The sequence below is a fragment of the Rhodanobacter sp. ANJX3 genome (genome assembly GCF_014200755.1).
Taxonomy (GTDB): domain Bacteria; phylum Pseudomonadota; class Gammaproteobacteria; order Xanthomonadales; family Rhodanobacteraceae; genus Rhodanobacter.
The window spans coordinates 476,273-501,974 of the sequence record NZ_JACHCM010000002.1; the positions used below are offsets into that span (position 1 = coordinate 476,273).

Sequence of the window (25,702 nt, forward strand, 5' to 3'; positions counted from 1 at the left end):
GCCGCTGTCGATCACACCCTGTGAATCGGAGCATCATCCATGAAACAAACCATTCGTCGCATCGCGCTCCCTGCTCTGCTGTCGCTTGCCATCGTCACGACGGCAGGCTTCGCGCAACAGGCACCAGCATCCGCCAGCAGTTCGTCGATGTCTTCCTCATCCATGTCCAAAAGCCGTGCGCAAAAGCATGCGGACGTGGTCGAGCAGAGAATCGCCGAACTGCACAGCCAGCTCAACATCACCGATCAACAGTCCAAACAGTGGGACGCTTTCACGCAGACCATGCGTGACAACGCCACGAAAACCGACGGCGCCTTCCGCGATCGTGCCAGCAAGCTCTCCAGCATGAACGCCGACGACGCCATGAAGTCGTACGCGGCGCTGGCTCAGCAGCATGCGGAAAACATGCAGAAGCTGTCGTCGGCCTTCAGCGATCTGTACGCCGTGCTTTCGCCGGAGCAGAAGCAGGTGGCCGACGCGATGTACCGCAATGAGCAGGCCAAAAAGAAAGCCGCCCACTCGTCGCACAAGCACGGCAAGTCTGCGGCTCCGGCAAGCGCCTCTTCGGCCGGCTGATCGATCACGTTTTGGTGTTCAACATAAGGCCGCTCTCGAAGCGGCCTTATGTTTTTCCGGCTCACGATCGATAAACGCATGCGCTATCCGCCGAAGCACAACGGCCCACCAACATACTCCGCCAACTCACGCCGGCTGGATTTTCCAGCGTATTCACGGCAATGACTTTACCTTCGGCGTCCCAATCAACACTTAAGCGTGCGAGGCATTGCGATGTCAGAGTCCACACCCGTCTGGTTTATCACCGGCTGCTCTACCGGCCTGGGCCGCGCGCTGGCGCAGCGCGTTATCGAGAGCGGCGCACGCGCCGTCGTTACCGCCCGCGATCCATCCAAGGTCGCCGATCTGGTTGCCGGCCACGAAGACCGGGCGCTGGCCGTTGCGCTGGACGTCAACGATACGGCGCAGATCAAGTCTGCGGTGAAAGCTGCCGAAGACCAGTTCGGCCGTATCGATGTGCTGGTCAACAACGCCGGCTACGGTTATCAGTCGACCGTGGAAGAAGCTGAGGACAAGGAAATCCGCGCCCAGTTCGAGGCCAACGTTTTCGGGTTGTTCGCCATGACGCAGGCGGTGCTGCCGGGTATGCGCACGCGGCGCCGGGGACACATCTTCAACATCACCTCGGTCGCCGGCTTTATCGGCTTTCCGGGTTCGGCCTTCTATGCGGCCAGCAAGCACGCTGTGGAAGGCTGGGCCGATGGCCTGGCGGCGGAAGTCGAACCGCTCGGCATCAAGGTGACCTGTATCGAGCCAGGCCCGTTCCGCACCGACTGGGCGGGACGCTCGCTCAAGCAGACGCCGAGCAAGATCGCCGACTACGCCGACACCGCCGCCGCGCGCATGCGCGGCACCAGCGAAGGCAGCGGCAAGCAGGCCGGCGATCCCGCCCTCGCGGCGCAGGCAATGATAGATCTGGTCGACCATGCCAATCCCCCACGCCATCTGGTGCTCGGCGCCTGGGGCGTGGAGAAGGTCACCGGCTATCTGAAAGACCTGCTGGCCGAGGTCGAGGCCTGGCGCAAGGTCGGCCTGGCCACCGACTTCGCCGAGAAGTAAACGCGAATGCAGGCAGGCCGACGCTGTGTCTGCATTCCATTCACGAAAGAGGCCGCCATCGGCGGCCTCTTTCGATGAAGCTCGACGGCTCGGAGGGAATCAGGCCGACGCGGCTTCTTTCTTCAGGCTGGCCATGTCGATCACGAAGCGATATTTGACGTCGCTCTTGAGCATGCGCTCGTAGGCCTCGTTGATGTCCTGGATATCGATCTTTTCGATTTCCGAGACGATGCCGTGCTCGGCGCAGAAATCCAGCATCTCCTGCGTTTCGGCAATGCCGCCGATCAGCGACCCGGCCAGCGAACGACGGCCGAAGATCAGCGCACCGGCCGCCAGTTCGGCCGGCTTGTCCGGCACGCCGACCAGGGTCATGGTGCCCTCGCGCTTGAGCATCTGCAGATAGACGTCCAGATCGTGCTTGGCCGATACCGTATCCAGAATGAAATCGAAGGTACCCGCATGGGCCTTCATCTGCTCGGCATTGTTGGACAGCACGACGTCGTCGGCGCCCAGACGCAGCGCATCCGCACGCTTGGATTCAGAGGTGGTGAACTGCACCACGGTGGCACCGAAAGCGTGTGCCAGCTTCAACGCCATATGGCCCAGGCCGCCCAGGCCCACCACGCCGACCTTGCTGCCCTTGCCCACTTTCCAGTGCTTCAGCGGCGAGTAGGTGGTGATGCCGGCGCACAGCAGCGGCGCCGCTGCGGCCGGATCGAGCTTGTCGGAGATGTGCAGGGTGAACGCCTCGTCCACCACGACCTGGCTGGAATAGCCGCCCTGGGTGGCGCTGCCGTCGTGGCGATCCTTGCTGGCGTAGGTGAAGGTGGCGCCCTTCTCGCAGAACTGCTCGAGGTCTTCCTTGCAGCTGGCGCATTCGCGGCACGAATCGACCATGCAGCCGACGCCGGCCATGTCGCCGACCTTGAACTTGGTCACGCCCTTGCCGACCGCCATCACGCGGCCGATGATCTCGTGGCCCGGCACGATCGGGTACTTGCCCTGGCCCCACTCGTCGCGCACGGTGTGCACATCCGAATGGCAGACGCCGCAATAGAGAATGTCGATGACGACGTCGTGCTCGCGCGGGTCGCGGCGCTCGAAGCGGTACGGCGCCAGCGGCGCTTTGGCCGACGATGCGGCATAGCTGAGAGTGGGAAGCATGGAATGTCTCCTTTGGGGGAAGTAAGCCCGCATAGGCTACGCGTTGAAAAGCAACCGTAGTAGTCTCAATACCGGCTTTCAAAAACAACCCGGAGTTTCCAATGGATCGGCTTCGCGCGATCGAAACCTTCCTCAAGGCGATCGACCTGGGCAGCTTCAACCGTACGGCCTCGGCCCAGGGCATCACGCCGCAGGCGGTGAGCAAGGCGGTGCGTCAGCTCGAGCGCGAACTGAGCGTGCAGCTGTTCCGCCGCAGCACGCGCAAAAGCAGCTTGACCGAGGAAGGCCGCCGCTTCGCCGACAAGGTGCGGCCGGGGATCGAGCTGGTCAACAGCGCCTGGCAGCAAGTGCAGAGTGCCGTCACCGAAGAGCAGGGCACCATCCGCCTCACCGCTTCACCCACTCTAGGCCGCGTCTTTCTGCTGCCGCTGATCGGCGCGTTCCGCAAGGCCTATCCCGGCGTCATGGTCGAGCTGCTGCTGGACGATCGTTACACCGACCTTATCGGCAGCGATATCGACATCGGTTTTCGCAGCGGCTTTCCGCCCGATGCGCAGCTGGTGGTGCGCGAGCTGTTCCGCATCCAGCTGCTGATCTGCGCCAGTCCGGCCTATCTGGCCGAACACGGCACGCCGACAAAACGCGAGCAGCTCGAGCGGCATCAGCTTACCGGCGCGCGTCACCCCAATACCGGCCGCATCTCGCCGTGGGAGTTTCAGGACAAGGGCGAGCTGCGCTTCGCCGACCTGCCGGCGGGCTTCACCAGCAACGATGCCGAAGCCGAAACCCAGGCAGTGGTGGACGGCCTCGGCATCGGTCAGCTCGACAGCATCAGCGCCGCCGACTACATCCGCCGCGGCGCCCTGGTGCCCTTGATGCTCGACCAGCTCAACGAGCGCTACGGCGTCTACATGTACTACGCCCAGCGCACCGAACTGCCCAGCCGCGTACGCGCCTTTATCGATTTCGTGATGGCGCAGACCGGCAGCGCCACCGCCTGCCGCCTGACCGCCGAGGAATTGAAAACCCTGCACCGGCGAGGCCTGCACGCCGCGGCGACAGACCGGTCGGCGCGACTGCGCGACGGATAAAGCACATGCGATCGACTGCCTTCGCACCACGCGTCGACTCATCCATCCCGCGCCAACGACAGCAGTAGGTTACGATCTCGCGTTCGTCGCATGCGGCCGGCTGCCGTCGTACCAGGAGCGTTCTCGTGTCGCATTGTTCCAGCCCCCTGCTCACTCGCCCGATCGCCAGCGCACTTCTCGCCGCGCGTGATGCCGGCGCAGGCACATGGCATGGTTCGCTGGATCTGGGACTGTCGACCGACAGCGTCACGCTGGATAGCGATGCCTGGCAGTGGCGTCAGCGGCCATACCCCTACCCGCCCACACTGAAAGACCGCACGATCTACCACTGGGACGGCGAAGCGTTCGCGCCCGTCTCGCGTTTCGACCAGTCGCTGATCAAACTTGTGCCGACCGAATGGGGCGCGCCGACGTTCGAGATCGACGGCATCAAAATGCTGCCGACCTCGAAGGAATCGCCGTTCGAGGATGCGCGCCGCAAGGTCGCGCTGATCGAACCGCGCGGCAAGATGGTGCTCGATACCTGCGGCGGCCTGGGCTACTTCGCCGCCTGCTGTCTGGAAGCCGGCGTGGCGCATATCCACTCGCTGGAGAAAAACGCCGACGTGCTGTGGCTGCGCACGCTCAATCCGTGGTCGCCCGATCCGGATGGTCTCGCCAGCGGCGGGCGCCTGCAGCTCAATCATGCCGACGTGTCACAGGCGATCACGCAGATCGCCGACGCCTCCGTGGATGCGCTGCTGCACGACCCGCCGCGCTTCGGCATCGCCGGCGAGCTGTATTCGCAGGTGTTCTACGACCACCTCGCGCGCGTGCTGCGTCGCGGCGGCCGGCTGTTTCACTACACCGGCAGCCCGAACAAGCTCACCAGCGGTCGCGATGTGCCCAACGAGGTGGCCAAGCGGCTGGAGAAAGCCGGCTTCAAGGCGCAGCTGGCGCTGGACGGCGTACTGGCGACGCGGCGCTGACGCGCTGCACGGCGGTTCGTCCAGCGCTGCTCAGCCTTCCGCCAAAACACGCTGCGCCTGAATGAAATCGACAAACGCGCGCAGCGGCGCAGGCAGATGGTGGCGCCCCGGATAGTAGAGAAACGGCCCGGAGAACCGCTGCCACCAGGGTTCCAACACGGGCTCCAGCGCGCCGCTGTCCAGATGCGGGCGCAGCCAGTCCTCGAACAATTGGATGACACCACAGCCGGCGACCGCGGCGTCGACGGCCAGATCGGTCGCTGCGCCGATGCGCACGATCAGCGGGCCGGACGGTTCCACTATCACGATCTCGCCGTCACGCTCGAACTCCCAGGGGTGTATTACCCCGCTGGAAAAGCGACCGCGCAGGCAGGCATGCGCCAGCAGATCGCGCGGATGATCCGGGCGACCGCAGCGGTCCAGATAAGCTGGCGATGCCGCCGTCGCGTAGCGCTGCACGCGCGGACCGATCGGCAGCGCGATCATGTCCTGCTCGAGCCGCTCGTCGTAGCGAATGCCGGCGTCGCAACCCGCCGCGAGCACATCGACAAAACTGTCTTCGGCAACGATCTCCAGCCGGATATCGGGATAGGCCGCGAGAAACGGCGGCAGGATCTGCGGCAGCACCAGCCGGGCCGCACTCACCGGCACGTTCAGCCGCAGCGTGCCGGCCGGGCGGTCGCGAAAACCGTTGACCACATCCAGCGCCGCCTCGACCTCGCCCAGCGCCGGACCCAGCCGATCGAGCAATCGCGCCCCGGCCTCGGTGGTGGCCACGCTGCGCGTGGTGCGGTTGAGCAGCCTGACGCCGAGCGTGCTTTCCAACCGGCGCACGGCCTCGCTCAGACTGGAGGCGCTGCCGCCGATCTTGCGGGCGGCATCGCGAAATCCGCCGGCCCGAGCCACAGCCACGAAGGCGGACAGATCGGCTAGATTCGGTGGCATTGTTCGATTTTCCATACGGCCCGTGCCGATTGTGCCCAGTTATCATACAAGCTTGGAGTGTCTATATTTCAGGTCCCCAATAGCAAAGACCCTGAGAGACAAGCCATGACCGATATCCGCAAAGCCGGCACGTTCAAGCTCGGCGATCGCACCGTGAAGCGCCTGGGCTACGGCGCCATGCAACTGGCCGGCAAGGGCGTGTTCGGCCCGCCGAAAGACCGCGACGGCGCCATCGCGGTGCTGCGCGAGGCGATCGCCAGCGGCGTCGATCACATCGACACCAGCGACTTCTACGGTCCGCACGTCACCAATCAGATCATCCGCGAAGCGCTGCATCCCTACGCCGACGATCTGGTCATCGTCACCAAGGTCGGCGCACGGCGCGGCGAGGACGGCTCATGGAATGCCGCCTTCTCCAAGGAAGACCTGACCCGTGCCGTACGCGACAACCTGCGCAACCTCGGCGTCGACGCGCTGGATGTGGTCAACCTGCGCCTGATGTTCGATGTGCACGGCCCGGCCGAAGGCTCGCTCGAAGCGCCGCTGACGGTGCTGGCCGAACTGCAGCAGCAGGGCCTGATTCGTCACCTCGGCCTCAGCAACGTCACGCGCACGCAGGTGGCCGAAGGGCGCGCCATCGCGGACATCGTCGGCGTGCAGAATCAGTACAACCTGGCGCACCGCCACGACGACGCGCTGATCGACGAACTCGCCGCCGCCGGTATTGCCTATGTACCGTTTTTCCCGCTCGGCGGTTTCACCCCGCTGCAGTCGACGGCGCTGTCCGAGGTCGCCACGCAGCTCGATGCCACGCCGATGCAAGTGGCGCTCGCGTGGCTGCTGCAACGCTCGCCGAACATCCTGCTGATTCCGGGCACTTCATCGGTAGCGCATCTGCGCGAAAACCTGGCGGCGGCGGATATCGCGCTGCCCGACGATGCGCTGAAAACGCTCGATCGCATGGCCGGCGATCACGCCCACGGCTGACCGCCGGGCCCACGCTTGCCGGAAATACCTGCGCTCGTTTGATGGCTTTGTGCGCGAACACCAGCCGTCCAAAACCGACGAGGGCAAAAGCAGCCAGCGGTGCTTTTGCCCTCGTCGGTAACGCTCAATGGCGAGAGCGCCGCCCCCCGCTACTTGCGCGCCGCAATGATCTGGCTCAGATAGTCCGGCGTGCCTTCGACGCGTACCAGATGCGGGTACTGCAGGCCGCCGTGGTAATCCACCGCCACCGTGCGAAAGCCGCCCTGGTATTTCAGCAATAGCTGGATCGGCGTCTTGCTGTCCTTCGCCGCGGTGATCGCCGCTTTCAGTATGTCGGTCGAATAGTCCTGCCCGTTCACGGCGACGAGGGTGGCACCGGTGCTGACGCCGGCCTTGAACGCGGGACCGTCCCATCGCACGTCGTTGATCTGCGACTTGTCGTTCATGGTCAGGCCGATCGACCAGGCGAAGTTGTACAGATGACGGGAGGGTTCCGGCCGGCTGTTGTACTGCTTCTCGTAGTCGCTTTCCTTGTCGGTGTAGACCAGCTTCCAGCCGGTCGCCGCCAGACCGTTCTGCAGCGGCGGGTCGAGCGTGTCGACATGCGCATGCAGAAACGCCGCCCAGTCGTAGGGGGCCACCGTATTCAGCGTCGCGACTACGTCGTCGAAGGTGTAGGTCTTGGTCACGTAGCTGCCGTTGTCCACGCCAAAGAACGCCTGCGCGAAGTCGTCCAGCGATTTGTGGTCGTGCGTCAGCGCGCGCAGCTTGGCATCCACCTCCAGCCACATCATCTGGCCGCCGCTGTAATAGTCCTCGCTCATCTGCCAGCTGCGATAAGGCAGGCTCGAACGTCGGGCGGCGGTCGGATCGTTGGTGGTGTCTTCGAGCGTGCGCCAATGGAAACCTTCGCGATTGCGGTCGTAATTGGCCGCCATCATCGCCAGCGCGTCGAAAAACTGCTGCGGCGTCCAGATGCCTGCGCGCGCGGTCAGCACGTAACCCCAGTACTGGGTCTGGCCTTCGTAGACCCAGAGCAACGAATCGCCCATCGGCACGTTGAAGTTGGGCGTCCACAGGTCGGCGGGGCGGCGGAACTTGCCGTTCCACGAATGGGTGTACTCGTGCGCCAGCAGATCGCGCTCCGGTGCGTTGTCGCTCCATGCCGTGAAGTAATCGGCGCCCAGGCCGTCCTCGCTGGACTGGTGGTGCTCCGTACCGTTGCCGCCCATCTGATCCGACAGCGAGAACAGAAAGTCGTAGTGGTCGTAATGGTGCGAGCCGAACAGCTTTACCGCCTGCGTCACCAGCGCACGATGCACCTTCAGCTGTTCGGGCGTCATCTCCAGATACTTCGGCGCATCGGCGACGATATCCAGATGCACCGGCGCATCGCCGCCGGGGTTCAGATCGACGCGCTTGAAATACTGCCCGGCATAGATCGGGGAGTCGATCAGGTTGTTGAACGTCACCGGCTTGAACGTGGTGGTGTCACCCGATTGCGAGGCCGTCTCCAGAGCCGCGCCGAGCTGCCAGCCGTGCGCCAGCGTCACGCTGGGCGCGAAGGTGATGTCGCGCGAAAAATAGCCAGCCGGATACAGCGATACCTTGCTCCATTCCATATCCATCATGCGGTCGGTGATTTCGAAATCATCGCTGCGTCCGGACAGATACTGGAAATCCGCATCGATGCTCGACACATCCGCCGGCACATCGAGATGGAAGGCGTAGACGTTGTACTTGTCGCGCTTCCACATCAATGGTTTGCCGTTGCCGCTGAGCTTGAGCCCGGCCAGCATGGCGATCGGCCCCGTCGGCGAATGGTCGCCGGGGATCCACTGCGGGTACAGCAGCGTCAACGGCCCCCCCTTCACCGGAATGGTTTCGTGCACGCGAAAAATGCCCTGCACGGTGTCGCTGGCATCGACATGCAGGGTCACGGTACCGACGTAGGCCGTGTCCTGCGGTGGCGGCACCTGATCGCTACGCGCCTCTTGCGCGCCAACAGCGCCGGCAGCGAGTGCGATGGATATCGCCAGCGCGACGCTCGCCTGTTTGCAGCGCACGACGGCAAGCGAAGCTGCGGTAGGGACACAGGGCATGACGGGCTCCGATACGAAAGAGAAAGACGAGTACCGCAATTTAGCAGCATGCACGACGCGTCATGTCGGGGCGGTACATTTCCACCGCGAAATGGATCGCATCGCCATGTATGACGCTACAGGGTCTTCACCCAGTCCAGCGCGTCGTCCGCCACCCGGCGAAGCAAACGAGCCAAGGTGCGCACATCTTCTTTTTCCCAGTCGCCAAGCATCTTCTCCATGATCTTTTGACGGGCGGCATCTAATGCGGCCGTCATCGCACGGCCCTGCTCGGTAACGACGGCCGCGCGGATACGCCCGTCTTGCGGGCTCGGGGTACGGGCAATCAGACCGAGACTCTCCAGCTTGGTGATTTGCCGGCTGACCGTGGTGTGGTCGCGCCCGACCAGCTCGGCCAGCTCGACGATACCTATCGGACCCAGTCGGTCGATTCGCGCCAGCAGCGGAAAAAGTGCGCGGTCGAGGTCGATGCCTGCCGCCTCGATAAGAGCCGCGTCGGGCTGAGGGCGATTGAGTACGCCGGTCAGGTCGAGCAGCGCACCGCGCAGCTCGCGAATTTCTTTTTTCATCGCCAAACTCCATGCATATTGCACATATATTTTGTACGTGTATTATACACACATATTCGATCTACCCAGCGCAGGGAATCGAACACCGATTTTCTTCAAAGGAGAAAACACATGAAAGCAGCACTCATCAAAGAACCGGGTAACTTGCCGGTATATACCGACTTTCGCGAACCGGTCGCCACCGAAGGCCTGGTTCGGGTCAAGGTAGCGGCGTCATCGCTCAGCCATGTCACAAGAAGCCGGGCAGCCGGCTCACATTACAGCGCATCGGGAAGATTTCCTCTCGTTCCCGGCGTCGACGGCACGGGGACGCTCGAGGACGGCACGCGCGTGTATTTCGTGCTGCCTGAAGCGCCCTTCGGTGCCATGGCCGAATACTGCCTGGTCAAACAAAACCGCTGCATTCCCCTGCCGGCAGCACTGGACGACGTGACCGCGGCGGCGATCGCCATTCCGGGCATGTCGTCATGGGCGGCTTTCGTGGAGCGTGCCAAGCTCGCTGAGGGAGAGACGGTACTGATCAACGGCGCTACGGGCAGCTCCGGTGCGCTCGCGGTACAGATCGCCAAACATCTGGGTGCCGGCAAAGTCATCGCGACAGGACGCAACGTCGAAGCACTGCACTCGCTGCGCGCACTGGGTGCCGATGCGACGATCAACCTCGCGCAGGATGAAAGCGCCCTGGAAAGCGAATTCCAGCATCACTTTCGCGCCGGCGTCGGCGTGGTGCTGGACTACCTCTGGGGACCGAGCGCCAGCCTGTTGCTGGCAGCGGCGGCCAAGGCGGCGGAAGATGCGGTGCCGCTTCGATTTGTGCAGATCGGTTCGATCAGCGCACCGACCATTACCTTGCCCAGTTCAGCGCTTCGGTCCACCGCGATCGAGCTGATGGGCAGCGGCATCGGCAGCGTGCCTATGCCGCGCATCTTCGCCGCCATCACGCAACTGCTCAACGCCACCGTACCCCAAGGCTTCCAGATGGCGACCCACGCGGTGCCGCTGTCGATGGTGGCAAGCGGCTGGGCTGAGGCCGAAGGCCGCGCACGCACGGTATTTACCATGGGCCCCAACGGCTGAACAAAGTTGCCAAGGCGTTGCCCAGTAAAGAATCCCGACACCGTCGCCGTTTCGCTTGCGACCCTACTCCGCGGTGTTGCCACCACGCGCCGATACCAGACGCAGAAAAGTGTCGTGCTGGTAGCGGCTCATGCGCAGCTTCTGTCCAGTATCCATGGTGACGACGTGGTAGCCGTTGAACCACGGATGGATTGCCTTGATCCGGCGCACGTTGATGATGGCCGAGCGGTGGACGCGCGCAAAATGCCGCGGATCGAGCCGCTCCACCAGCGCGCTCATGGTCTCGCGCATTTCGTGCATGCCATCGGCCAGATGAATCTGCACGGTGTTGCCGCTGGCCTTGATCCACACGATGTCGTCGACCTCGATAAACCGGATGTGCTCGTCGGTACGGATGGGAATACGCTGGATATGCTCGTCGCGCTGGCGCAAGGCCTGTAGCGCTTGCAATATCTGCGTCGATGCATCCCTGCCCGCCCCTGCTCCAGCCGACAGCCGCGACTTTACGCGCCGCAGCGTGGCGGCGAAACGCTCGCGACTGAATGGCTTCACCAGATAATCTACCGCGTTCGTCTCGAACGCCCGCACCGCGTACTGCTCGAAGGCCGTCACGAACACTGTCGCCGGCATGCGCTCCGCACCGATGGTCGAGGCCACTTCCATGCCGCTCATGGCAGGCATCTGGATGTCGAGAAAAACCAGCTCGGGCGACCTATGGCGAATCGCCTCGACCGCCGACGCGCCATCGCCGCACTCGCCCAGCAGCTCGATGTCCGGATCGTCGCGCAACAGGCGCACGATGGCGTGGCGCGCGATCGGCTCGTCGTCCACCACGAGAGCGGTAATGCTCACAGGGAAGCGACCTCGGGCGCATCGTCCAGTTCGTCGATGTCGCGAAACGGCAGGCGCAGACGGCAGATGACGCCCTCGGGCCAGATCATGCCCAGGCTGACCTGGGCGACCTCGCCATACAGTTCGCGCAGGCGCAGCTCGGTGTTCGACAGACCGATACCGTGTCCCGAACCGGATGCCGGCCCCGCCTCCAGCTTGCTGTTGTGGTTGCGCACGTCGATGCACAGCGTATCGCCCTCGCGCCGGCTTTCGATCTCGATGCAGTCCACACCGACCCGCTTGCTGATCCCGTGCGCTATGGCGTTCTCCACGATCGGCTGCAGGATCAGACTGGGCACCGCGCAATCCAGCGTGTCGGGGGCCACGTAGATCCGCGTGGTGAGGCGATCCTTGAAGCGTATGCGCTGTATGCCGAGGTAAAGATCCAGCAGCACCAGCTCACGCCGCAGGCTGACTTCCTGGCCGTCGTAGTCCTCCAGAAACGCGCGTAGCAACTCGCTCAGGCGCAGCAGCATGTCTTCGGCCGACAGCGTGTCCTCGTCCAGCAGGGTCGCGATGGCATGCAAGGTGTTGAACAGAAAGTGCGGCTGCAGCTGCGACTTCAGCGCGCGCAGGCGGGATTGCGCGAGCTCCGTCGCCATCTGGCTGGCTTCGATCTCGCGGCGCGTCTTTTCGGCATGGAACTGCATGGCCTGCTGGATCGCGAACACCAACCAATAGGCCAGCAAGTCGGTGGCGAAATGCTGGCCGACAAACAGCTTGACCTGCTCGGCAAACGAACTGGGCTCGAACGCCGTCGATACGAAGGCACCGATCAAAATGACCAGCATGGTCACGCCCAAGCTCGCCAGCAATTGTATGCCCAGCCCGCGCAAGCGCACCGGCGGTTGAATCGGATACCTCGTCGCCAGCTGGAACACCAGCGGAGTCAACGCCGCCCAGGTGTACCACTCGATCATCGACCAGCGCAGGTAATCGAAGATCGACCAGACGGTGCTGCCGTTCATGACATCCTGCATGAATCCCTGCACGGCGAACACCAGCACCACGCCTCCCCACAGCCCCAGATAGCGAAACAGGCCGATCTGCGTGTTGCCGAGGCGAACCATCATCAGCGGAATGTTCCGTAAGTGGGAGCGGCCATCCTAGGCGCTGCGCACGGCGCTGAAAAGCAATGCTTCACGCCGCTACGATTCGCCATCGCATCACGACGATTCGTCCCAAACCGCTTCCATCGAGTAGCTCCATCCAGCGATATCCGGTTACCGACCGTGTGCCATCGCGCCAACGGCGGCCACACCATTCGAACCGGAGCCCCTGCATGAATCCCAACCGCGCCACTCTCCTCCTTGCTACCGCCATGATGTTCGGCAGCCTGCTCGCCATACCGTCGGCCAGCGCCGCACATGCCGAGGCCGCACTCACATCTGCGCGACAGTTCAAGGTGGTGAACGCCACGTTCGACAGCATCACCGCGCTGGCCATCGCCCCCGCCGACGACGGGAATTTCAGCGACGTGGCGATAGGCCAGCCGCTGCAGGGCGGCCTGAGCTCGCTGAGCTTCGACGTTCCGACCGGCGGCTGCCTGCGCGACCTGCGCGTGACATTTCAAGGCGGACGCCGCCAGCTGTTTCAACACATCGACGTCTGCCGGACCAGCGGCCTGCGCCTGGCGTCGCGAGGCGGCGGATAAAGCCGACGACCGCCCACAAGCCCCCAGACGGCGTTTTCAACCGGCCCCGTGACGTGTAGAGATGGCTCATCGCTCAGCGCAAGCGGCATCCATCGGCGCACTTATGGCGTATAAACCTCCTGACTCTTCCGTCCAAACAGGAACCGCTCTCATGAAGCCCTTGCTGAAACTTGCCGCCCTCAGTCTCGTCGGTACCGCCATCCTCGCCTCGCCGGCGTTTGCCGCGCTTAAGGAAGGCACGCAGGCGCCCGACTTCACCGCGCCGGCGTACCTTGCCGGCCAGCCCTTTACTTTCAGCCTCGCCGATGCGTTGAAGAAGGGGCCGGTAGTGGTCTACTTTTTCCCGGCCGCGCATACCTCCGGCTGCAACGTCGAGGCGCACCTGTTCTCCGAATCGATCGACAAGTTCAAGGCGTTGCATGCCACCGTGATCGGCGTGACCGCCGGCCATACCTCCGAGCTGGCCGATTTCTCCAAGGAAACCGAACACTGCGGCGGCAAGTTCCCGGTCGCCGCCGACGAAGGCGCAAAGATCGCCAAACAGTACGACGCGACGCTGATGCTCAAACCCGACTGGTCGGACCGCACCTCGTACGTGATCGACCAGTCCGGCAAGATCGTCCACGTCTATTCCAGCCTCAGTCCCACCAAGCACGTGCAGGAGACGCTGGATGCCGTCAGGGCACTCGAGAAGCAGGGCTAACATCTTCGCGCTGGGGGCCATTCACTCGCCGCGATAGACGAAGGGCGCCGGCAACGGCGCTCTTCGTCTATCGGGGTCGAGGGGCGCGCCACGGCGATTGACGGGCCGGCAAGCCGCACGCCTTGATGGCGCCGACTTCTCATACCCGACAGCGCCCCGGATCGACCGATGAAACCACCCCACACCTGTTGCCTCTTCGCTGTCGGCGCCTTCGTCGCGCGTATGCCCGCCCTGTCCAATCAGACGTCCAAACGCCGGGCATGTCGCAACGCAAGGCGCGACCTCGGGGCCACCTGCTGCCGTGGATGGCGTGGCACACGGCTATCGATCGCGAAATGCGCTTTTACGAAAGCGCGCGTACCTGCCAAGGCTACCCGATCTTTGTCACCATTACCTTTGTCGATGGCGACTGGCAGCCGATGTCCGAGCGCAGCGACACGACCACGGACAAACTAACCGATCAATCGCCCATGTTGGCAACGCTCCGATCGACCAGATACCTATCGGCGTTTGTCGTTGCCCGAAAGCAGCAAGCAGCACGGCATGCTCCGTCCGTTGTCACTCGCCGTTACTCGGCCGACAGCGCCCAACGACTTTCTGCGGCCAGGCCGGCGACGATACGCTGGTAAATCGGCGAGTGTTTTGAAAGCAGACTCAACAGATGTATCGACATGTCGGAGCACCGCTGGAACCTCGCACGCCCGGCATCGGCAACGCTCAAGTCCATGAGCTGTTGGCTTATGGCGTCGCCGAAAGTGCGCTTGTCCTTCAGCACATCGACTAACGCCATCGATCGGCGGCGCGCCTCATCCCATTGACCCGACTCGACGTTTTCGCGAATCGCCAAATCGGTCAAGCGGATCGTTTCGATGGCCGACATCAGCTCGTCGAGCAAGGCGTTTTCGATCGTGTCCAGGGCGTGACTCATCAACGTTTCTGCTCGCCAGTGGCAACGAACGGTCGGGTCGCCCCAGAAACAAGAAATCCGTCATTGGCACATGCACCTTGGCACAAAAGCCGAATCCCCTTGAAAAGTCCACTCCTGCATCATAATCGGCCGCCGCGAGCCAAGGCACTCTGCGAGTCAATGCTAGACTCGACCGAGCGGCCTCGAACGGATGCGCTGTCGGGTTCCGCCGGCGCGGAATTTTCGTCAACCTGGCGGGGGATCAAAGGTCATGGCCATGTCGCTGTCGTGGAAAATCGGAGCTGGCGTGGCCGGTCTGGTCGTCGCCGCAGTGGCCTGGAACGGCATGTCTCAATACCTTGCCGGGCGTCACGCCGATGAGGTCATGCATGCGTCGGCGCTCGCTGCCGCCGAGGACGCGCAACGCGCCAAAGCCGCCGCTGCGCAGCATCAGGCACAGCTGGCTGCCGACCTTGAACAGCAGCGCCAGGAGCTCTCCGAAACGCATCAGCAGGTGGATGAGCAGTCGCGCCAGTACCAGGCAGACCTGGCGGTGCGCATGGAGAAGCAGCGGCAGGAAGCGCTGCGTGTGCAGGCCACCTATCGGCTCGACCGCAACCAGCGTTGCGATGCCGGCATCGTCATCAACCACAGCGGCTCGAGCTTCAGCCCGGTCGTCGGCAAAACCGGCCAGCCGATCACCTGCAAGGGCGACACCGCCGCCGAGCCGCTGCGATAGTTCGTCAGCGATTGCATCCGCTTGGGCAGGTTGGCGATGAGCAACGCGAATCCCAACGTTTCGGTGCCGATGGCGCTGGGATTCGCTGCGCTCATCACCAGCCTGCGACATCACGCTGGCCTCTACGACGCGACCACCATCGAACGCTCGATCGGTTCGAAGCCAGTTGTCGGCGACGCGCCCGTGTGCGCTTAATAAAGCCATAGAAAACTACCGACCCATTGCCGCCGTCGGTTACACAGGCCACAGCCCCATGCCCATGCAAGATCCCAGCGAACGCTTCGTCCACCACGCCATGGTGGTGATGCTGGGACTGGCCATAGTCGCTGCCGCGTGCGCCACGACGATCCACTGGCTCAGTCCTGTCCAGCAGCCGCTGGATCTGATCGTTCCGCCCACCATGCTCGTGCTGTTTGCCGTTCTACTCATCGCGCTGCTCCGCCAGCCCAGGTGGGCATTGGCTATCGGCCGCTACGCGCTGCTGGCGTCAGGCGCGGCGCTGGTCGCGCCGACTTGGCTGTACGTGACGCAAGCCGTTCTCACGCCAGGCCTGCCGCTGATCACCACTCTACCGCCGATATCCTCGCTGCTTTTGATCCTGGTGCTGATGGTGATGCTGTTCTTCCCGACCCCACAGGCGTTTCGCGTGGCCCTGCTCGTCTGGATACTCGTCGCGTGGCCCGTGCTGGTCTATCTACTGCTGCATCCGCTGGAAATGGAAACCCCGAGAGGGCGCGACCTGCTGATGGCCTACGGACCGGCGCTCGTCCTGGTCACCGTGCTGATACCCGTGCAGCGAGGGCTGGCCGGCAAGATCGAGCGGCTCACGTTGGAACGCGCGCGGCTGGAAATCATTGCCAACCACGATCCGCTCACGCATATCGCCAACCGCCGTCCGGGCGAGCAGATACTGCAGAGCATCCTCGCCGATCGGATTCCCGCCGGCGTCATCATGTTCGACATGGATCGCTTCAAGGCGATCAACGATACCTACGGCCACCCCGTAGGCGACCGGGTACTGCAGAAGGTAGCGCAGCATTGCGAAAGGCTGCTGCGCAGCGGCGAGTGCGTGTCACGCTGGGGCGGCGAAGAGTTTCTCGTCGTGGTTCCGCACGTCGACGCCGTCGGCCTGCAGCAGCTGGCCGAACGCCTGCGCGCGACCATCGCCGAGCTGAGCGTGGAACCGGCGCAGCAGGTGACCGCCTCCTTCGGCGTTGCCATGATCGTAGCCGGCGACAGCCTGACCAGCGTGCTGCAACGGGCCGACCGCGCGCTTTACGAAGCCAAACGCCAGGGCGGCAATGGGGTGGTGGGACAGCCAGTAACCTAGCCGCCGTCGCGGCGCACGAGATCTAACGGCTTCGATGGCTGCGCCTGTCCGTCGGCAGAGAAGCACGGCGATCGAAGCACATCCACAAGGAGTCAGGCAAACGGCAGGCACGGCACATATCGCCGTGCGTGGAATGTCGCATACTCGATCTTCCTCAAACGCTTTGTCTAAGGAGAACACCATGCCGACTCTCAAGACCCGCGACGGAACCGACATCTTCTACAAAGACTGGGGCACCGGCCAGCCCATTGTCTTTCACCACGGCTGGCCGCTCAGCGCGGACGACTGGGACGCGCAGATGCTGTTCTTCCTGCACCAGGGCTATCGCGTGATTGCGCACGACCGCCGCGGTCACGGCCGCTCCACCCAGACCGATACCGGCAACGAGATGGATACCTATGCCGCCGACGTGGCCGAGCTGGCGGTGCACCTGGATCTGAAAGACGCGATCCACGTCGGCCACTCCACCGGCGGTGGCGAGGTCGCCCGCTATGTCGCCAAACACGGCAAGGGCCGCGTGGCCAAGGCCGTGCTCATCGGCGCGGTGCCGCCAATCATGGTGAAGTCCAATACCAATCCCGGCGGTCTGCCGATCGAAGTGTTCGACGGCTTTCGCACGGCGCAGGCGGCCAACCGGGCGCAGTTCTTTCTGGACGTCGCCTCCGGCCCGTTCTACGGCTTCAACCGTGAGGGCGCCAAGGTGTCCGAGGGCGCGATCAGAAACTGGTGGCGCCAGGGCATGATGGGCGGCACCAAAGCGCACTACGACTGCATCAAGGCGTTCTCGGAAACCGACTTCACCGACGATCTCAAAGCCATCGACGTACCGGTGCTGATCATGCACGGCGACGACGACCAAATCGTCCCCATCGCCGACGCCGCCCTGCTCTCGATCAAGCTGGTCAAACACGGCACGCTGAAGGTGTACGAGGGCTACCCGCACGGCATGTGCACCACGCATCCCGACGTGATCAATCAGGATCTGCTGGCGTTCTTCAAGTCGTGAAAGTTTTTCCTTTCTTCGGACATCGGGTTCTACCCGCCGTCCGAAGAAAAAATCAGCCGCTCAATCGATTGCTGGCCGGAGCCGGGTAACGCTATCGCTCCAGCGTCGGCGTGGTCTTCTCGAGAATCCTCATCGCTTCATCGTTTTTGCGCTGCCACTCGCGCTGCTGCGCCGCCGTCATATGAGTCACTTGATCTTTCGACGCCGGCATGGCCGACGCGACGGCAGTAGCGACAGCCATGCTGGGAGCGACGGCGACCGGCGGTGCGAACGACAGCGGCAACGCGCCGCTAGGCGCTTGGAGCGATACCGTTTTTGGCGCGACTCCTTTGATCGTATGCATGATCACCGCATACGCGACAAGGCCCATGACGATGGCGAAAGCCAAGCCAGCCAGCGGATTGCGTGAGCGCGACTGCCGACTGCGACTTGAACGATAGCCCGAAAAATTCGCTTCGGCGCTCCCCAATTTTCCGCCGACGCTCGTATGTACATGGCCGGATTCGCTGGGCACGAACAATCCGGCAATCGGCCCAAGCATTTCGCGCAGTTTCGTACCATCGATCAGCGTTACCCGCGGCTCCTCGGCCGCAGCCACTCTCGCCGCACGACTAAATTCACCGCTGGTAATCACGATGGCGCCCGTCGCATGCTGCGTCAGCATCACGCCAAGCAGCTCGTGCACCGGATTGTGCGTGACCTGAAAAACGTTCCAGTGCTTGCATTGCACAATCAAGTATTGATCGTCGCGATACAGCTTGAGGTCGATGCCACCATCGAACTTCGTGCTTGAACCGCCCGTGCCGACATGCTCGACGCGATAACCTTGAGCCGCGTAGTAAGTCGCGAGCAACTGCTCGAATTCCTGCCAGGAGATTCTCGTCAGTAGGTCGTCGTAGCGCCGACCTACCCTCTTTTGAGGATACATACGTCCCTGAGCTCCTTGATGGAGATAAGAAGATCAACCAGCGCCGACCTGATCAATCACCGAATAAATGTGCAGATACCCACAACGTTAACCGTTGGCTTGGCGCTCATTCTCTGACGTTGCAAACACGTTTAGCCACAGCGCAATTAAACGCGCAGTGCCTGTTGCTCCACGGTGTTGACGCATGTATCCGCAGCCTTGCCGAGAAAATCTTTGAGCATTGCACCGTGATCGGCCTGAAGCTGATCAAAGGAAGGTGGATTCTTCGGATCGGTGGGGTCGACCTTGCATAACTGCTGCGCGATCAGGCTACCCGTGTGCCCGTCCAGTAAGCGAACACGAGCAACGTAAAAGACATGATAAGTCTGCCACTTAGTAGGGTAGTAGCTATACATCCAACTCAGTGTCTTTACGTCCAGAATGATGTCGGCACCCGCATAGGTCTTTAGCAAGGTCGCTGGCTGATCGCTCATCGCCATCGGTGTCGGACCGGAAACGATGCTCACACCCTCTTTTGCCGCTAGATCATTCGCCAGATGTTGGCCGATAACAAGTGCCGGATCGGGGATATTGTCGGCTTGAACAATCGCGTTGCCCGCATGAATCATCGCAGCAGCACCGAAAAGACCGAACGCGGCTTTGCCAGGCGTCATAGCTGCAAAATCGGGCATCGCGTAATGAGCCAACACCACCTGCTTTCCCCGCATGGCGGTCTTTGATTCCACCGGTTTGCTGGGCGCGGACACGCAGCCACCCAAAACGGCGGCTGCAGCCGCCGCGATCACTAACTTCTTCATATTTCCCCAGTTTGATTTTGCTGTGACCTTACGGCCATCCACATGCTATCAACGCGATAAGTGACACGAAAGAGGGATAGCGGGATCGACGAATAGCAGGCGTCTGCCTTGACATGCCGCGTTAAACGTTATTCGGCCGGAGTTCGCACCGATTTTTTATCGAACGTCTGCCGCGCTTCCTCCACTTCGGGCAGGTAGACGACCGTCCATTCGTACAAGGCCTTGAGCGGCTTTTTCAGACTTTTGCCCAATGCCGTTACGCTGTACTCCACCGCGATCGGCGATGCCACGACGACGCGACGGGCCACGATGCCGTTACGCTCCAGGCGGCGCAGCGTCTGGGTGAGCGCTTTTTGCGTAATGCCCTCCAGCGTGCGCTTGATCTCGTTGAAGCGCAGCGGGCCCTCGTTGAGCGCGGCCAGAATCAGCACCGACCATTTATCGGCCAGCTCGTCCAGCAGGAGCCGGCTGGGGCAGTCGGAAGCCTGCAGCACGCGATGTCTGAGCGAAGGCATGGTGGTTTCCCGTCGGCTACCTAGTTGCCAAATTGTGCCTCATTGACACTAGGTATACAAAATATACCATCGACGGGTTCCTCCCCAGTGGATCCTCCCGCATGACATCCAACAACACACCCACAACCAACACCGACGTGCTGTTCCAGCCGTTCCAGATCAAAAACCTCGCGCTGAAGAATCGCGTAGTGATGGCACCGATGACGCGCTCGTTCTCCCCCCATGGCGTACCGGGCGCCAATGTAGCGGCCTACTACCGCCGCCGCGCCGAGGGCGAGGTCGGGCTGATCCTGTCCGAAGGCACGGTGATCGACCGGCCGGCAGCGCGCAACGAAGGCCAGATTCCATTCTTCCACGGCGAGGCCGCGCTGGCCGGCTGGCAGAACGTGATCCATGCCGTGCATGGCGCGGGCGGCAAGATGGGCCCACAGATCTGGCACGTGGGTGCCGTGGCGCATCCGTTTGCCGAATGGACGCCACCCGCACCGCCCGAAAGCCCTTCCGGCCTCGTGGCGCCGGGCACCGCGCGCGGCGAGGCGATGAGCGAAGAAGACATCGCCGACACCGTCGCAGCATTCGCTCGCGCGGCCGCCGATGCGAAGCGTCTGGGCTTCGACACACTGGAGATTCACGGTGCACACGGCTACCTGATCGACCAGTTTTTCTGGTCGGCCACCAACGAGCGCAGCGACCGCTACGGAGGCGCTACGCTGGTGCAGCGCTCGCGCTTTGCCGGCGAAGTGGTCAAGGCGATCCGCCAAGCTGTGGGTCCAGAGTTCCCGATCATCCTGCGCGTAAGCCAGTGGAAACAGCAGGAATACACGGCACGCCTGGCACCGACGCCGGAAGCGATGACCGACTGGCTGCTGCCGCTGGTGGAAGCCGGCGTGGACATTCTGCACTGCTCGCAGCGACGCTTCTGGGAGCCGGAGTTTGCGGAGATCGATGGCGCCAACGGACTGAACTTTGCCGGCTGGGCGAAGAAGCTCACCGGTGCCGCCACCATCAGCGTCGGCTCGGTCGGCCTGTCGAACGACGTGATGGCGGCCTTTGGCGGGGCAAGCTCCACGCCGGTGGGTTTGGACAATCTGATCGAGCGCATGGAGCGCGGCGAGTTCGATCTGATTGCGGTGGGCCGTGCCCTGCTCAGCGATCCGCTATGGCTGACCAAGGTACGCACAGGCGACAGCGAGCACCTGAAGGAATTCACCGCCGCCGCGATGGGTGAGTTGGTGATGTAATCCAACGATGACGCCGCCATGCGGAGCGCATCGAAAAAGACCGAACGGGGCCACATGGCGCTGGTCCCGTTTCGTCGTAAAGCAAAAGCGGATTCGATTCACCGCGAAAAGAACGAGGACCGCAAGCCGCCGACTCGCTGCGCGCGTCCTTCAAGGCGCAGGCGTCGAATATGTCCACGCCACATGTACCGGCACATGCACGCTGCGCTCGGTCAGGTTCAACGTGGCGATGGTCGACGCGGCATCCCATGACCAGTGCTCGACAGGCTGGCCGTCCACGGTGACGCTCTGCGGCTTGCCCGCCGCATGGAGGCGCAGCTCGTACGACCGGCGCTGCACCTGGCCCGCGAATGCGCCACTGGCCGGCGCGATGGTCAACTGCTGCGATCCGCTCGCGTTGTCGTAATCGATCGCGGTCAGCGTATAGGCATTATGCAGATAAGCCAGCGACGTACCGTCGTCCTCGTAAAGATCGAAGTGGCCCTTGCCGCGGCCGTAGAGATCGAGCATCAGCGTATCCAGCGGCCGCGCATCGGAGTACGCGCTGACCGACTGCTGTGGAACGATCGCGCCATCGCGCACGAACACCGGCGTGGCATCGGTCGCGTAGTGAGCGCTGAAGGTCATGCCGCCCGCATAGCGCTTGCCGGTGAAGAAATCGAACCAGTCGCCCGGCGGCAGATACACGCTGACATCGCCGCTTGGATCGAGCACCGGCGCCACCAGCATCTGCTCGCCGAAAAAGTATTCGTGCGGATGCTGGTACGCCTCGTCGAGCTGCGGATAAGCAAGATAGAGCGGCCGCATGATCGGCAGCGACGCCGTGTGCGCCTGCCAGGCATAGCTGTAGACGTAGGGAATCAGCTGCGTGTGCAGGGTAAAGTATTTTTTCATCAGCGCCACGCCCTGCGCGCCGTAAAGCCAAGGCATGCGCACATTGCCCTCCAGCGGATTGGCGTGCGCGCTGTGCATGCGCAGAATCGGGCTGAACGCGCCGAATTCGATCCAGCGCGCGTAGAGGTCGAAGTCGATCTTGGCGCCGTGGAAGCCACCGATGTCGTGGCTGACGTAAGGCACCAGCACGTTGCCGGCGCGCGTGCTGTACGCGACCTCGTACGCCAGCACCGGCCACTGCGAATACGTGTCGCCAGTGAAATAGGCCGGGTAGCGCTCGCTGCCCCAGCCGCCATAACGGCCGAGGATGAAGCCGCGTTTGCCGGTCGCCTGCTCGGTCGCGTCGAAGAACACCTTGTTGGTCCACAGCTGCTTGTCCAGGCCGGGCATGTCGACCGCGCCGCTGCCGCCGTCGATCCACCAGAACGCCACGCCCTGATCCAGCAGCGGCTTGTGCAGGGTCTGCATGGAGCTGTCGGCTTGCCGCCGATCGGAGAGGTCGAAAAAAATCCGCGGCGGCGGCTTGACGTCGCGCAGCACGATACGGCTGCCCAGGAGGCCGCTGCCGCGCTTGCCGGCGACGACGCGCAGCACGATGGTATTGCGCTCGCCTGCGCGCATGAACCGGGCGACGTCGGCATAGGTGACCCGCTGCGGCCACTGAATCTGGCTATGCGTCGCCTCGTGCCCGTTGACGAACAGCCGATACGACGACGCCACTTCACCGAACACGAGATACAGCGACGCGGGCAGCTGCGCGGGCAGACTCACGGAGGTGCGATACCAGGCAATGCCGATGCCCTTGCCGCGGCCCTGCTCCTCCCACGACATGCCCGTCTCGATCGGCGACCAGCGCACGTTGGCATCTGGCGCAAACCACGTCTGCGACAGACCCCAGTCGTTCGGGTCGGCGGCGAACTGCCATGCGTTCGATAACGACCGGTCGAACGCTGGCTTCGGCGGCAGCGGCTGGCCAAGAGCGGCGAGCGCGGCCGGTGCATGACTGTCGTCATACGAAACCACGCTCTCCTCGGTATTGGCGTAGCCGGGATGATCGTTGAGGCTGACCTTGATGCCCTGCCCGTGCAGCCAATCGAGCAGCTGCTTCGGGTGCGGCACCAGCGGGCTCCAGTCGAAGCCGCCGTCCCAGCCGTAGTTGTGCCAGGCAAAATCCAGCACAAGCCCATCGAACGGGATGCCCTCATCGCGCAAACGCGTCACCTCGTCTTTCAGGTGCTGCGCGTTGTAGCGTTGAAACGCCGGCTGCCTGGCGTCGGCGGAATCGGGAAAGTATTCGAAATTGAAATCGGTAATCCACGGCCCGAGCGTATAGCGCGGAATCATCGGCACCGGGCCGCACAGCTCGGCGTAGGTTTGCAGCACGCTCCGATAGTCGGTGCCGTAGGTGAACAGGTACCAGTCCTGCCCGCCGGTCTGCGGACGCGGCTCGATCCAGGCCTTTTGCGCGTTCCACACCGGCGTGGTGCTGTCGTCGATAACCGCGTAGCCGCTGCGGCTGAGCAGGCCCGGCTGGGCCGGCGGCAGCAGCACCTCGATGCCGGGGATGATGTCGTTGACCGGGCTCTGCAGATCCTTGCCGTCCTTCGGCAGGTTGGGCGCGCTGATGTTGTCCAGCGAATACGTCAGCCCGCCGAGATTGCGCGCGTCCACATCGCCCGGGTGCCATTCGTGCCCCGCACCGCCAGCGGGCGAGCTCCAGCGAACGACCAGATTGCTGGCCGTGAAGGGCCCGGAATGCAAGCGATATCGCAACGTCATCGCCGACGTCTGCTCGACAAGCCAGCCGCCGGCCTGCGTCGTTGTCACATGCACAGCGGGCCAGTCCCGCTTCTGCACCACCGCCGTGGGCGCATCGACGAATTGGCCGGTCGGCGAATACTCCATGCGGACCAGCGACGGCGTGAGAAATTCGAACCGCGCTTCGCCTGCGCCGGCGGATGCACGCGCCATGGACTCTGCCGCAGCGCAAGGCGGCAGACATACCGACAGCCCTGCTGCGAGCAGCCAGCAACAGGTGTGATGCATAAAGCGCTTCGACAAAACCATGCGGATCGATGCTCCCGTACGACGCAGTCCGCCTACCTTACAGCGAACCTCATCGAAACCGGGTCGATCGAAATCAGGCGCTCCTCATGGCGCAGGCCTCGATCATAGGCGCCACTGACCGCACGAACGCAGAACGCGCCAAATTAGAGCTTCGACGCACGGCCCTATGCGCGGCATGCGCCGCGCAGACGTCAGCGGGTCGTTACGCTGGCAGTGCTTGCAGTGACGGTATCGGTGCGCGTACCGGACTGCATCACGCCCACGGCGAGCGTAAGCACCAACGCGACAACGGTGGCGAGATGAGGGAGACGGCTGGCGCTGGCAGTTTGCGAATGGAACATGAGGGCAACTCCTGAGAAAAGGCACAGACGTCGACCGCGGCGTCTGTTGCGCTGCATCATCCGCAATCGGCGCCATTGAGGCCAATCGTTTGTTCTCATGGTTGCCATATGCGTTGACTATGGTTGCTGCCACATTCGGCAAAAGGTGCCGGCAGCGGCGCGCGCGATGGCTCGGGCACAGGGCGTATGAAATACGGGCGAATGCGGCCTTCGTTTACAGCGATCGGCGCGCCGCCACCGTCGCGCAACGCTTGCTCGACGCTGGAGCAGGCACGCACAGAACACTCCGGCTCTGCCACAGTGCGTTGGCCCGAGGTTTGAAGTATGCGCGGTGATTGGTCTGCGACGATGAGCTGGGTAACCGCAACTTGATCGGCCGAGGAAAACGATCGATTCGATAGAACTGGTGCTGGCGATGCTGTTGGCCGTAGTGGCCAGCAGCTATGTGGTGCGTATCCTGCCGATACCGCTGCCGCTGGTGCAGATCGCGATGGGCGCGGGCATTGCCGGCGTGCTCGATCACGGCGTGGTGCTGGATCCGCAGATTTTCTTTCTGCTGTTTCTTCCGCCGCTGCTGTTTCTCGATGGCTGGCGTATTCCAAAGGACGGACTGCTGCGCGACAAGACGGTGATCCTGCAGCTTGCGCTGGGGCTGGTGGTATTTGGCGATTGCGGCCATCGAAAAGTCGCAGCGCCAGCTGATGGAGAAAAGCGTCGCGGCCGACGCCGAAATGTATTCCCATGCCGCCGCACGCGTGATTGCGCTTTATCAGCATCGACTGGATCGCGATGCATCGAGCGAAACCGAGGCCAAGCAGTTGCGCAAAGCCGACGAGATTGAAATCGCCCTGCGCCTCGCCGCGCTGCAGGCCGAGCGCAACGAGATTTTCAACCTGGCGCGGCATGCGCTTATCTCCGACGAAACCTCCCGCCGCCTGGTGCGCGAGATCGATCTCGCCGAAGCGCGCCATCGCGTGGAGTCGTGAGAAACCATATCGGCCTCGATGGGCACAAAGACTGAAGACGCCCGAGAGGATGCACTGCATGGCGCTGCAGGCGACAACACGCTCTCCATCCGGCCGCGAGAAGGGCTCGCCACTTCGGTAGCCATGCGCCGGTAAAGCCCGTAGCGCCGATGCCGGCGAGACGAT

The 25,702-nt window shown here is 63.1% G+C and carries 26 protein-coding genes and 1 pseudogene; 15 read left to right on the forward strand and 12 right to left on the reverse strand.

Features of this window, described 5'->3' with window-relative positions; genetic code table 11:
• Window positions 1-39 precede the first annotated feature (39 nt).
• Together HDE76_RS06895 and HDE76_RS06900 are read left to right on the forward strand one after the other, a co-directional pair.
• The gene (locus tag HDE76_RS06895; protein ID WP_179479795.1) at window positions 40-576 is read left to right on the forward strand and encodes a Spy/CpxP family protein refolding chaperone; all 537 of its coding nucleotides are present in this window, start codon (window positions 40-42) and stop codon (window positions 574-576) included.
• A 213-nt stretch (window positions 577-789) separates the two neighbouring features.
• Complete coding sequence (locus HDE76_RS06900) at window positions 790-1,635, forward strand: oxidoreductase (RefSeq protein ID WP_184506254.1); 846 nt, start codon at window positions 790-792, stop codon at window positions 1,633-1,635.
• Between the two features lie 99 nt (window positions 1,636-1,734).
• Here the strand turns inward: HDE76_RS06900 and HDE76_RS06905 are convergent, their stop codons facing one another.
• On the reverse strand, window positions 1,735-2,799 hold the full coding sequence (locus HDE76_RS06905; RefSeq protein ID WP_184506256.1) for an NAD(P)-dependent alcohol dehydrogenase: 1,065 nt from the start codon (window positions 2,797-2,799) through the stop codon (window positions 1,735-1,737).
• 101 nt (window positions 2,800-2,900) lie between these two features.
• Here HDE76_RS06905 and HDE76_RS06910 point away from each other — a divergent pair, with 101 nt between their 5' ends.
• Window positions 2,901-3,890: a LysR family transcriptional regulator gene (locus HDE76_RS06910; RefSeq protein ID WP_179482789.1), complete on the forward strand. Its 990-nt coding sequence runs from the start codon at window positions 2,901-2,903 to the stop codon at window positions 3,888-3,890.
• A 125-nt stretch (window positions 3,891-4,015) separates the two neighbouring features.
• On the forward strand, window positions 4,016-4,858 hold the full coding sequence (locus tag HDE76_RS06915; protein WP_179482791.1) for an SAM-dependent methyltransferase: 843 nt from the start codon (window positions 4,016-4,018) through the stop codon (window positions 4,856-4,858).
• 30 nt (window positions 4,859-4,888) lie between these two features.
• Here the strand turns inward: HDE76_RS06915 and HDE76_RS06920 are convergent, their stop codons facing one another.
• A complete protein-coding gene (locus HDE76_RS06920; protein ID WP_218862606.1) occupies window positions 4,889-5,782 on the reverse strand; it encodes a LysR family transcriptional regulator in 894 nt (297 codons plus the stop codon).
• A gap of 126 nt (window positions 5,783-5,908) precedes the next feature.
• On the opposite strand from HDE76_RS06920, the gene HDE76_RS06925 reads away from it, so the two are divergent.
• Entirely contained in the window at window positions 5,909-6,790 is an 882-nt protein-coding gene (locus tag HDE76_RS06925; RefSeq protein WP_184506258.1) for an aldo/keto reductase family oxidoreductase, read from the forward strand.
• 149 nt (window positions 6,791-6,939) lie between these two features.
• On the opposite strand, the gene HDE76_RS06930 is transcribed toward HDE76_RS06925, so the two are convergent.
• On the reverse strand, window positions 6,940-8,892 hold the full coding sequence (locus tag HDE76_RS06930; protein ID WP_184506260.1) for a M61 family metallopeptidase: 1,953 nt from the start codon (window positions 8,890-8,892) through the stop codon (window positions 6,940-6,942).
• Window positions 8,893-9,008: 116 nt separating this feature from the next.
• Entirely contained in the window at window positions 9,009-9,461 is a 453-nt protein-coding gene (locus HDE76_RS06935) for a MarR family transcriptional regulator (RefSeq protein ID WP_184506262.1), read from the reverse strand.
• Between the two features lie 111 nt (window positions 9,462-9,572).
• Here HDE76_RS06935 and HDE76_RS06940 point away from each other — a divergent pair, with 111 nt between their 5' ends.
• Window positions 9,573-10,538: a zinc-binding dehydrogenase gene (locus tag HDE76_RS06940; RefSeq protein WP_184506265.1), complete on the forward strand. Its 966-nt coding sequence runs from the start codon at window positions 9,573-9,575 to the stop codon at window positions 10,536-10,538.
• A gap of 63 nt (window positions 10,539-10,601) precedes the next feature.
• Here the strand turns inward: HDE76_RS06940 and HDE76_RS06945 are convergent, their stop codons facing one another.
• Both HDE76_RS06945 and HDE76_RS06950 read right to left on the reverse strand, forming a co-directional pair.
• On the reverse strand, window positions 10,602-11,390 hold the full coding sequence (locus HDE76_RS06945) for a LytTR family transcriptional regulator DNA-binding domain-containing protein (protein ID WP_184506267.1): 789 nt from the start codon (window positions 11,388-11,390) through the stop codon (window positions 10,602-10,604).
• Window positions 11,387-12,502 carry a histidine kinase gene (locus tag HDE76_RS06950; protein WP_184506269.1) on the reverse strand — a complete coding sequence of 372 codons (1,116 nt, stop codon included), beginning with the start codon at window positions 12,500-12,502 and terminating at the stop codon, window positions 11,387-11,389. Before HDE76_RS06950 ends, HDE76_RS06945 begins: the two co-directional genes overlap by 4 nt.
• Window positions 12,503-12,711: 209 nt before the next feature.
• On the opposite strand from HDE76_RS06950, the gene HDE76_RS06955 reads away from it, so the two are divergent.
• A complete protein-coding gene (locus HDE76_RS06955) occupies window positions 12,712-13,083 on the forward strand; it encodes a hypothetical protein (protein ID WP_179482808.1) in 372 nt (123 codons plus the stop codon).
• 151 nt (window positions 13,084-13,234) lie between these two features.
• Window positions 13,235-13,786, forward strand: coding sequence for a peroxiredoxin (locus HDE76_RS06960; RefSeq protein WP_179482810.1), 552 nt, complete (start codon window positions 13,235-13,237; stop codon window positions 13,784-13,786).
• 568 nt (window positions 13,787-14,354) lie between these two features.
• Here the strand turns inward: HDE76_RS06960 and HDE76_RS06965 are convergent.
• Window positions 14,355-14,681, reverse strand: coding sequence for a hypothetical protein (locus HDE76_RS06965; protein ID WP_179482812.1), 327 nt, complete (start codon window positions 14,679-14,681; stop codon window positions 14,355-14,357).
• A gap of 283 nt (window positions 14,682-14,964) precedes the next feature.
• Between HDE76_RS06965 and HDE76_RS06970 the strand changes: the two genes are divergently transcribed.
• The 4 genes from HDE76_RS06970 to HDE76_RS06985 all read left to right on the forward strand — a co-directional run bounded on the left by HDE76_RS06970 (window position 14,965) and on the right by HDE76_RS06985 (window position 17,768).
• The gene (locus HDE76_RS06970) at window positions 14,965-15,432 is read left to right on the forward strand and encodes a hypothetical protein (RefSeq protein WP_184506270.1); all 468 of its coding nucleotides are present in this window, start codon (window positions 14,965-14,967) and stop codon (window positions 15,430-15,432) included.
• Window positions 15,433-15,468: 36 nt separating this feature from the next.
• Window positions 15,469-15,627 carry a hypothetical protein gene (locus HDE76_RS06975; RefSeq protein WP_179482816.1) on the forward strand — a complete coding sequence of 53 codons (159 nt, stop codon included), beginning with the start codon at window positions 15,469-15,471 and terminating at the stop codon, window positions 15,625-15,627.
• Window positions 15,628-15,685: 58 nt separating this feature from the next.
• Window positions 15,686-16,762 carry a GGDEF domain-containing protein gene (locus HDE76_RS06980; protein WP_184506272.1) on the forward strand — a complete coding sequence of 359 codons (1,077 nt, stop codon included), beginning with the start codon at window positions 15,686-15,688 and terminating at the stop codon, window positions 16,760-16,762.
• Between the two features lie 181 nt (window positions 16,763-16,943).
• Window positions 16,944-17,768: an alpha/beta hydrolase gene (locus tag HDE76_RS06985; RefSeq protein WP_179482822.1), complete on the forward strand. Its 825-nt coding sequence runs from the start codon at window positions 16,944-16,946 to the stop codon at window positions 17,766-17,768.
• A 91-nt stretch (window positions 17,769-17,859) separates the two neighbouring features.
• Here the strand turns inward: HDE76_RS06985 and HDE76_RS06990 are convergent, their stop codons facing one another.
• The 3 genes from HDE76_RS06990 to HDE76_RS07000 form a co-directional block, all read right to left on the reverse strand.
• Window positions 17,860-18,696 (reverse strand): restriction endonuclease, encoded by an 837-nt coding sequence (locus HDE76_RS06990; protein WP_179482824.1) that lies wholly within the window; start codon window positions 18,694-18,696, stop codon window positions 17,860-17,862.
• 146 nt (window positions 18,697-18,842) lie between these two features.
• Entirely contained in the window at window positions 18,843-19,493 is a 651-nt protein-coding gene (locus HDE76_RS06995) for a hypothetical protein (protein ID WP_179482826.1), read from the reverse strand.
• Window positions 19,494-19,621: 128 nt separating this feature from the next.
• Window positions 19,622-20,008 carry a helix-turn-helix domain-containing protein gene (locus HDE76_RS07000; RefSeq protein ID WP_179482828.1) on the reverse strand — a complete coding sequence of 129 codons (387 nt, stop codon included), beginning with the start codon at window positions 20,006-20,008 and terminating at the stop codon, window positions 19,622-19,624.
• A 101-nt stretch (window positions 20,009-20,109) separates the two neighbouring features.
• Between HDE76_RS07000 and HDE76_RS07005 the strand changes: the two genes are divergently transcribed.
• Complete coding sequence (locus tag HDE76_RS07005) at window positions 20,110-21,249, forward strand: NADH:flavin oxidoreductase (protein WP_184506274.1); 1,140 nt, start codon at window positions 20,110-20,112, stop codon at window positions 21,247-21,249.
• A gap of 150 nt (window positions 21,250-21,399) precedes the next feature.
• Here HDE76_RS07005 and HDE76_RS07010 read toward each other — a convergent pair whose 3' ends face one another.
• Together HDE76_RS07010 and HDE76_RS07015 are read right to left on the reverse strand one after the other, a co-directional pair.
• Complete coding sequence (locus tag HDE76_RS07010; RefSeq protein WP_184506276.1) at window positions 21,400-24,114, reverse strand: TIM-barrel domain-containing protein; 2,715 nt, start codon at window positions 24,112-24,114, stop codon at window positions 21,400-21,402.
• Window positions 24,115-24,401: 287 nt separating this feature from the next.
• On the reverse strand, window positions 24,402-24,551 hold the full coding sequence (locus tag HDE76_RS07015) for a hypothetical protein (RefSeq protein ID WP_179482832.1): 150 nt from the start codon (window positions 24,549-24,551) through the stop codon (window positions 24,402-24,404).
• A gap of 388 nt (window positions 24,552-24,939) precedes the next feature.
• Between HDE76_RS07015 and HDE76_RS20725 the strand changes: the two are divergent.
• Window positions 24,940-25,215: pseudogene (locus HDE76_RS20725) on the forward strand (cation:proton antiporter); the annotation flags it as partial.
• Entirely contained in the window at window positions 25,214-25,537 is a 324-nt protein-coding gene (locus tag HDE76_RS20730; RefSeq protein ID WP_255481510.1) for a hypothetical protein, read from the forward strand. The pseudogene HDE76_RS20725 and the gene HDE76_RS20730, both read left to right, overlap by 2 nt.
• The last annotated feature ends 165 nt before the right edge of the window (window positions 25,538-25,702 follow it).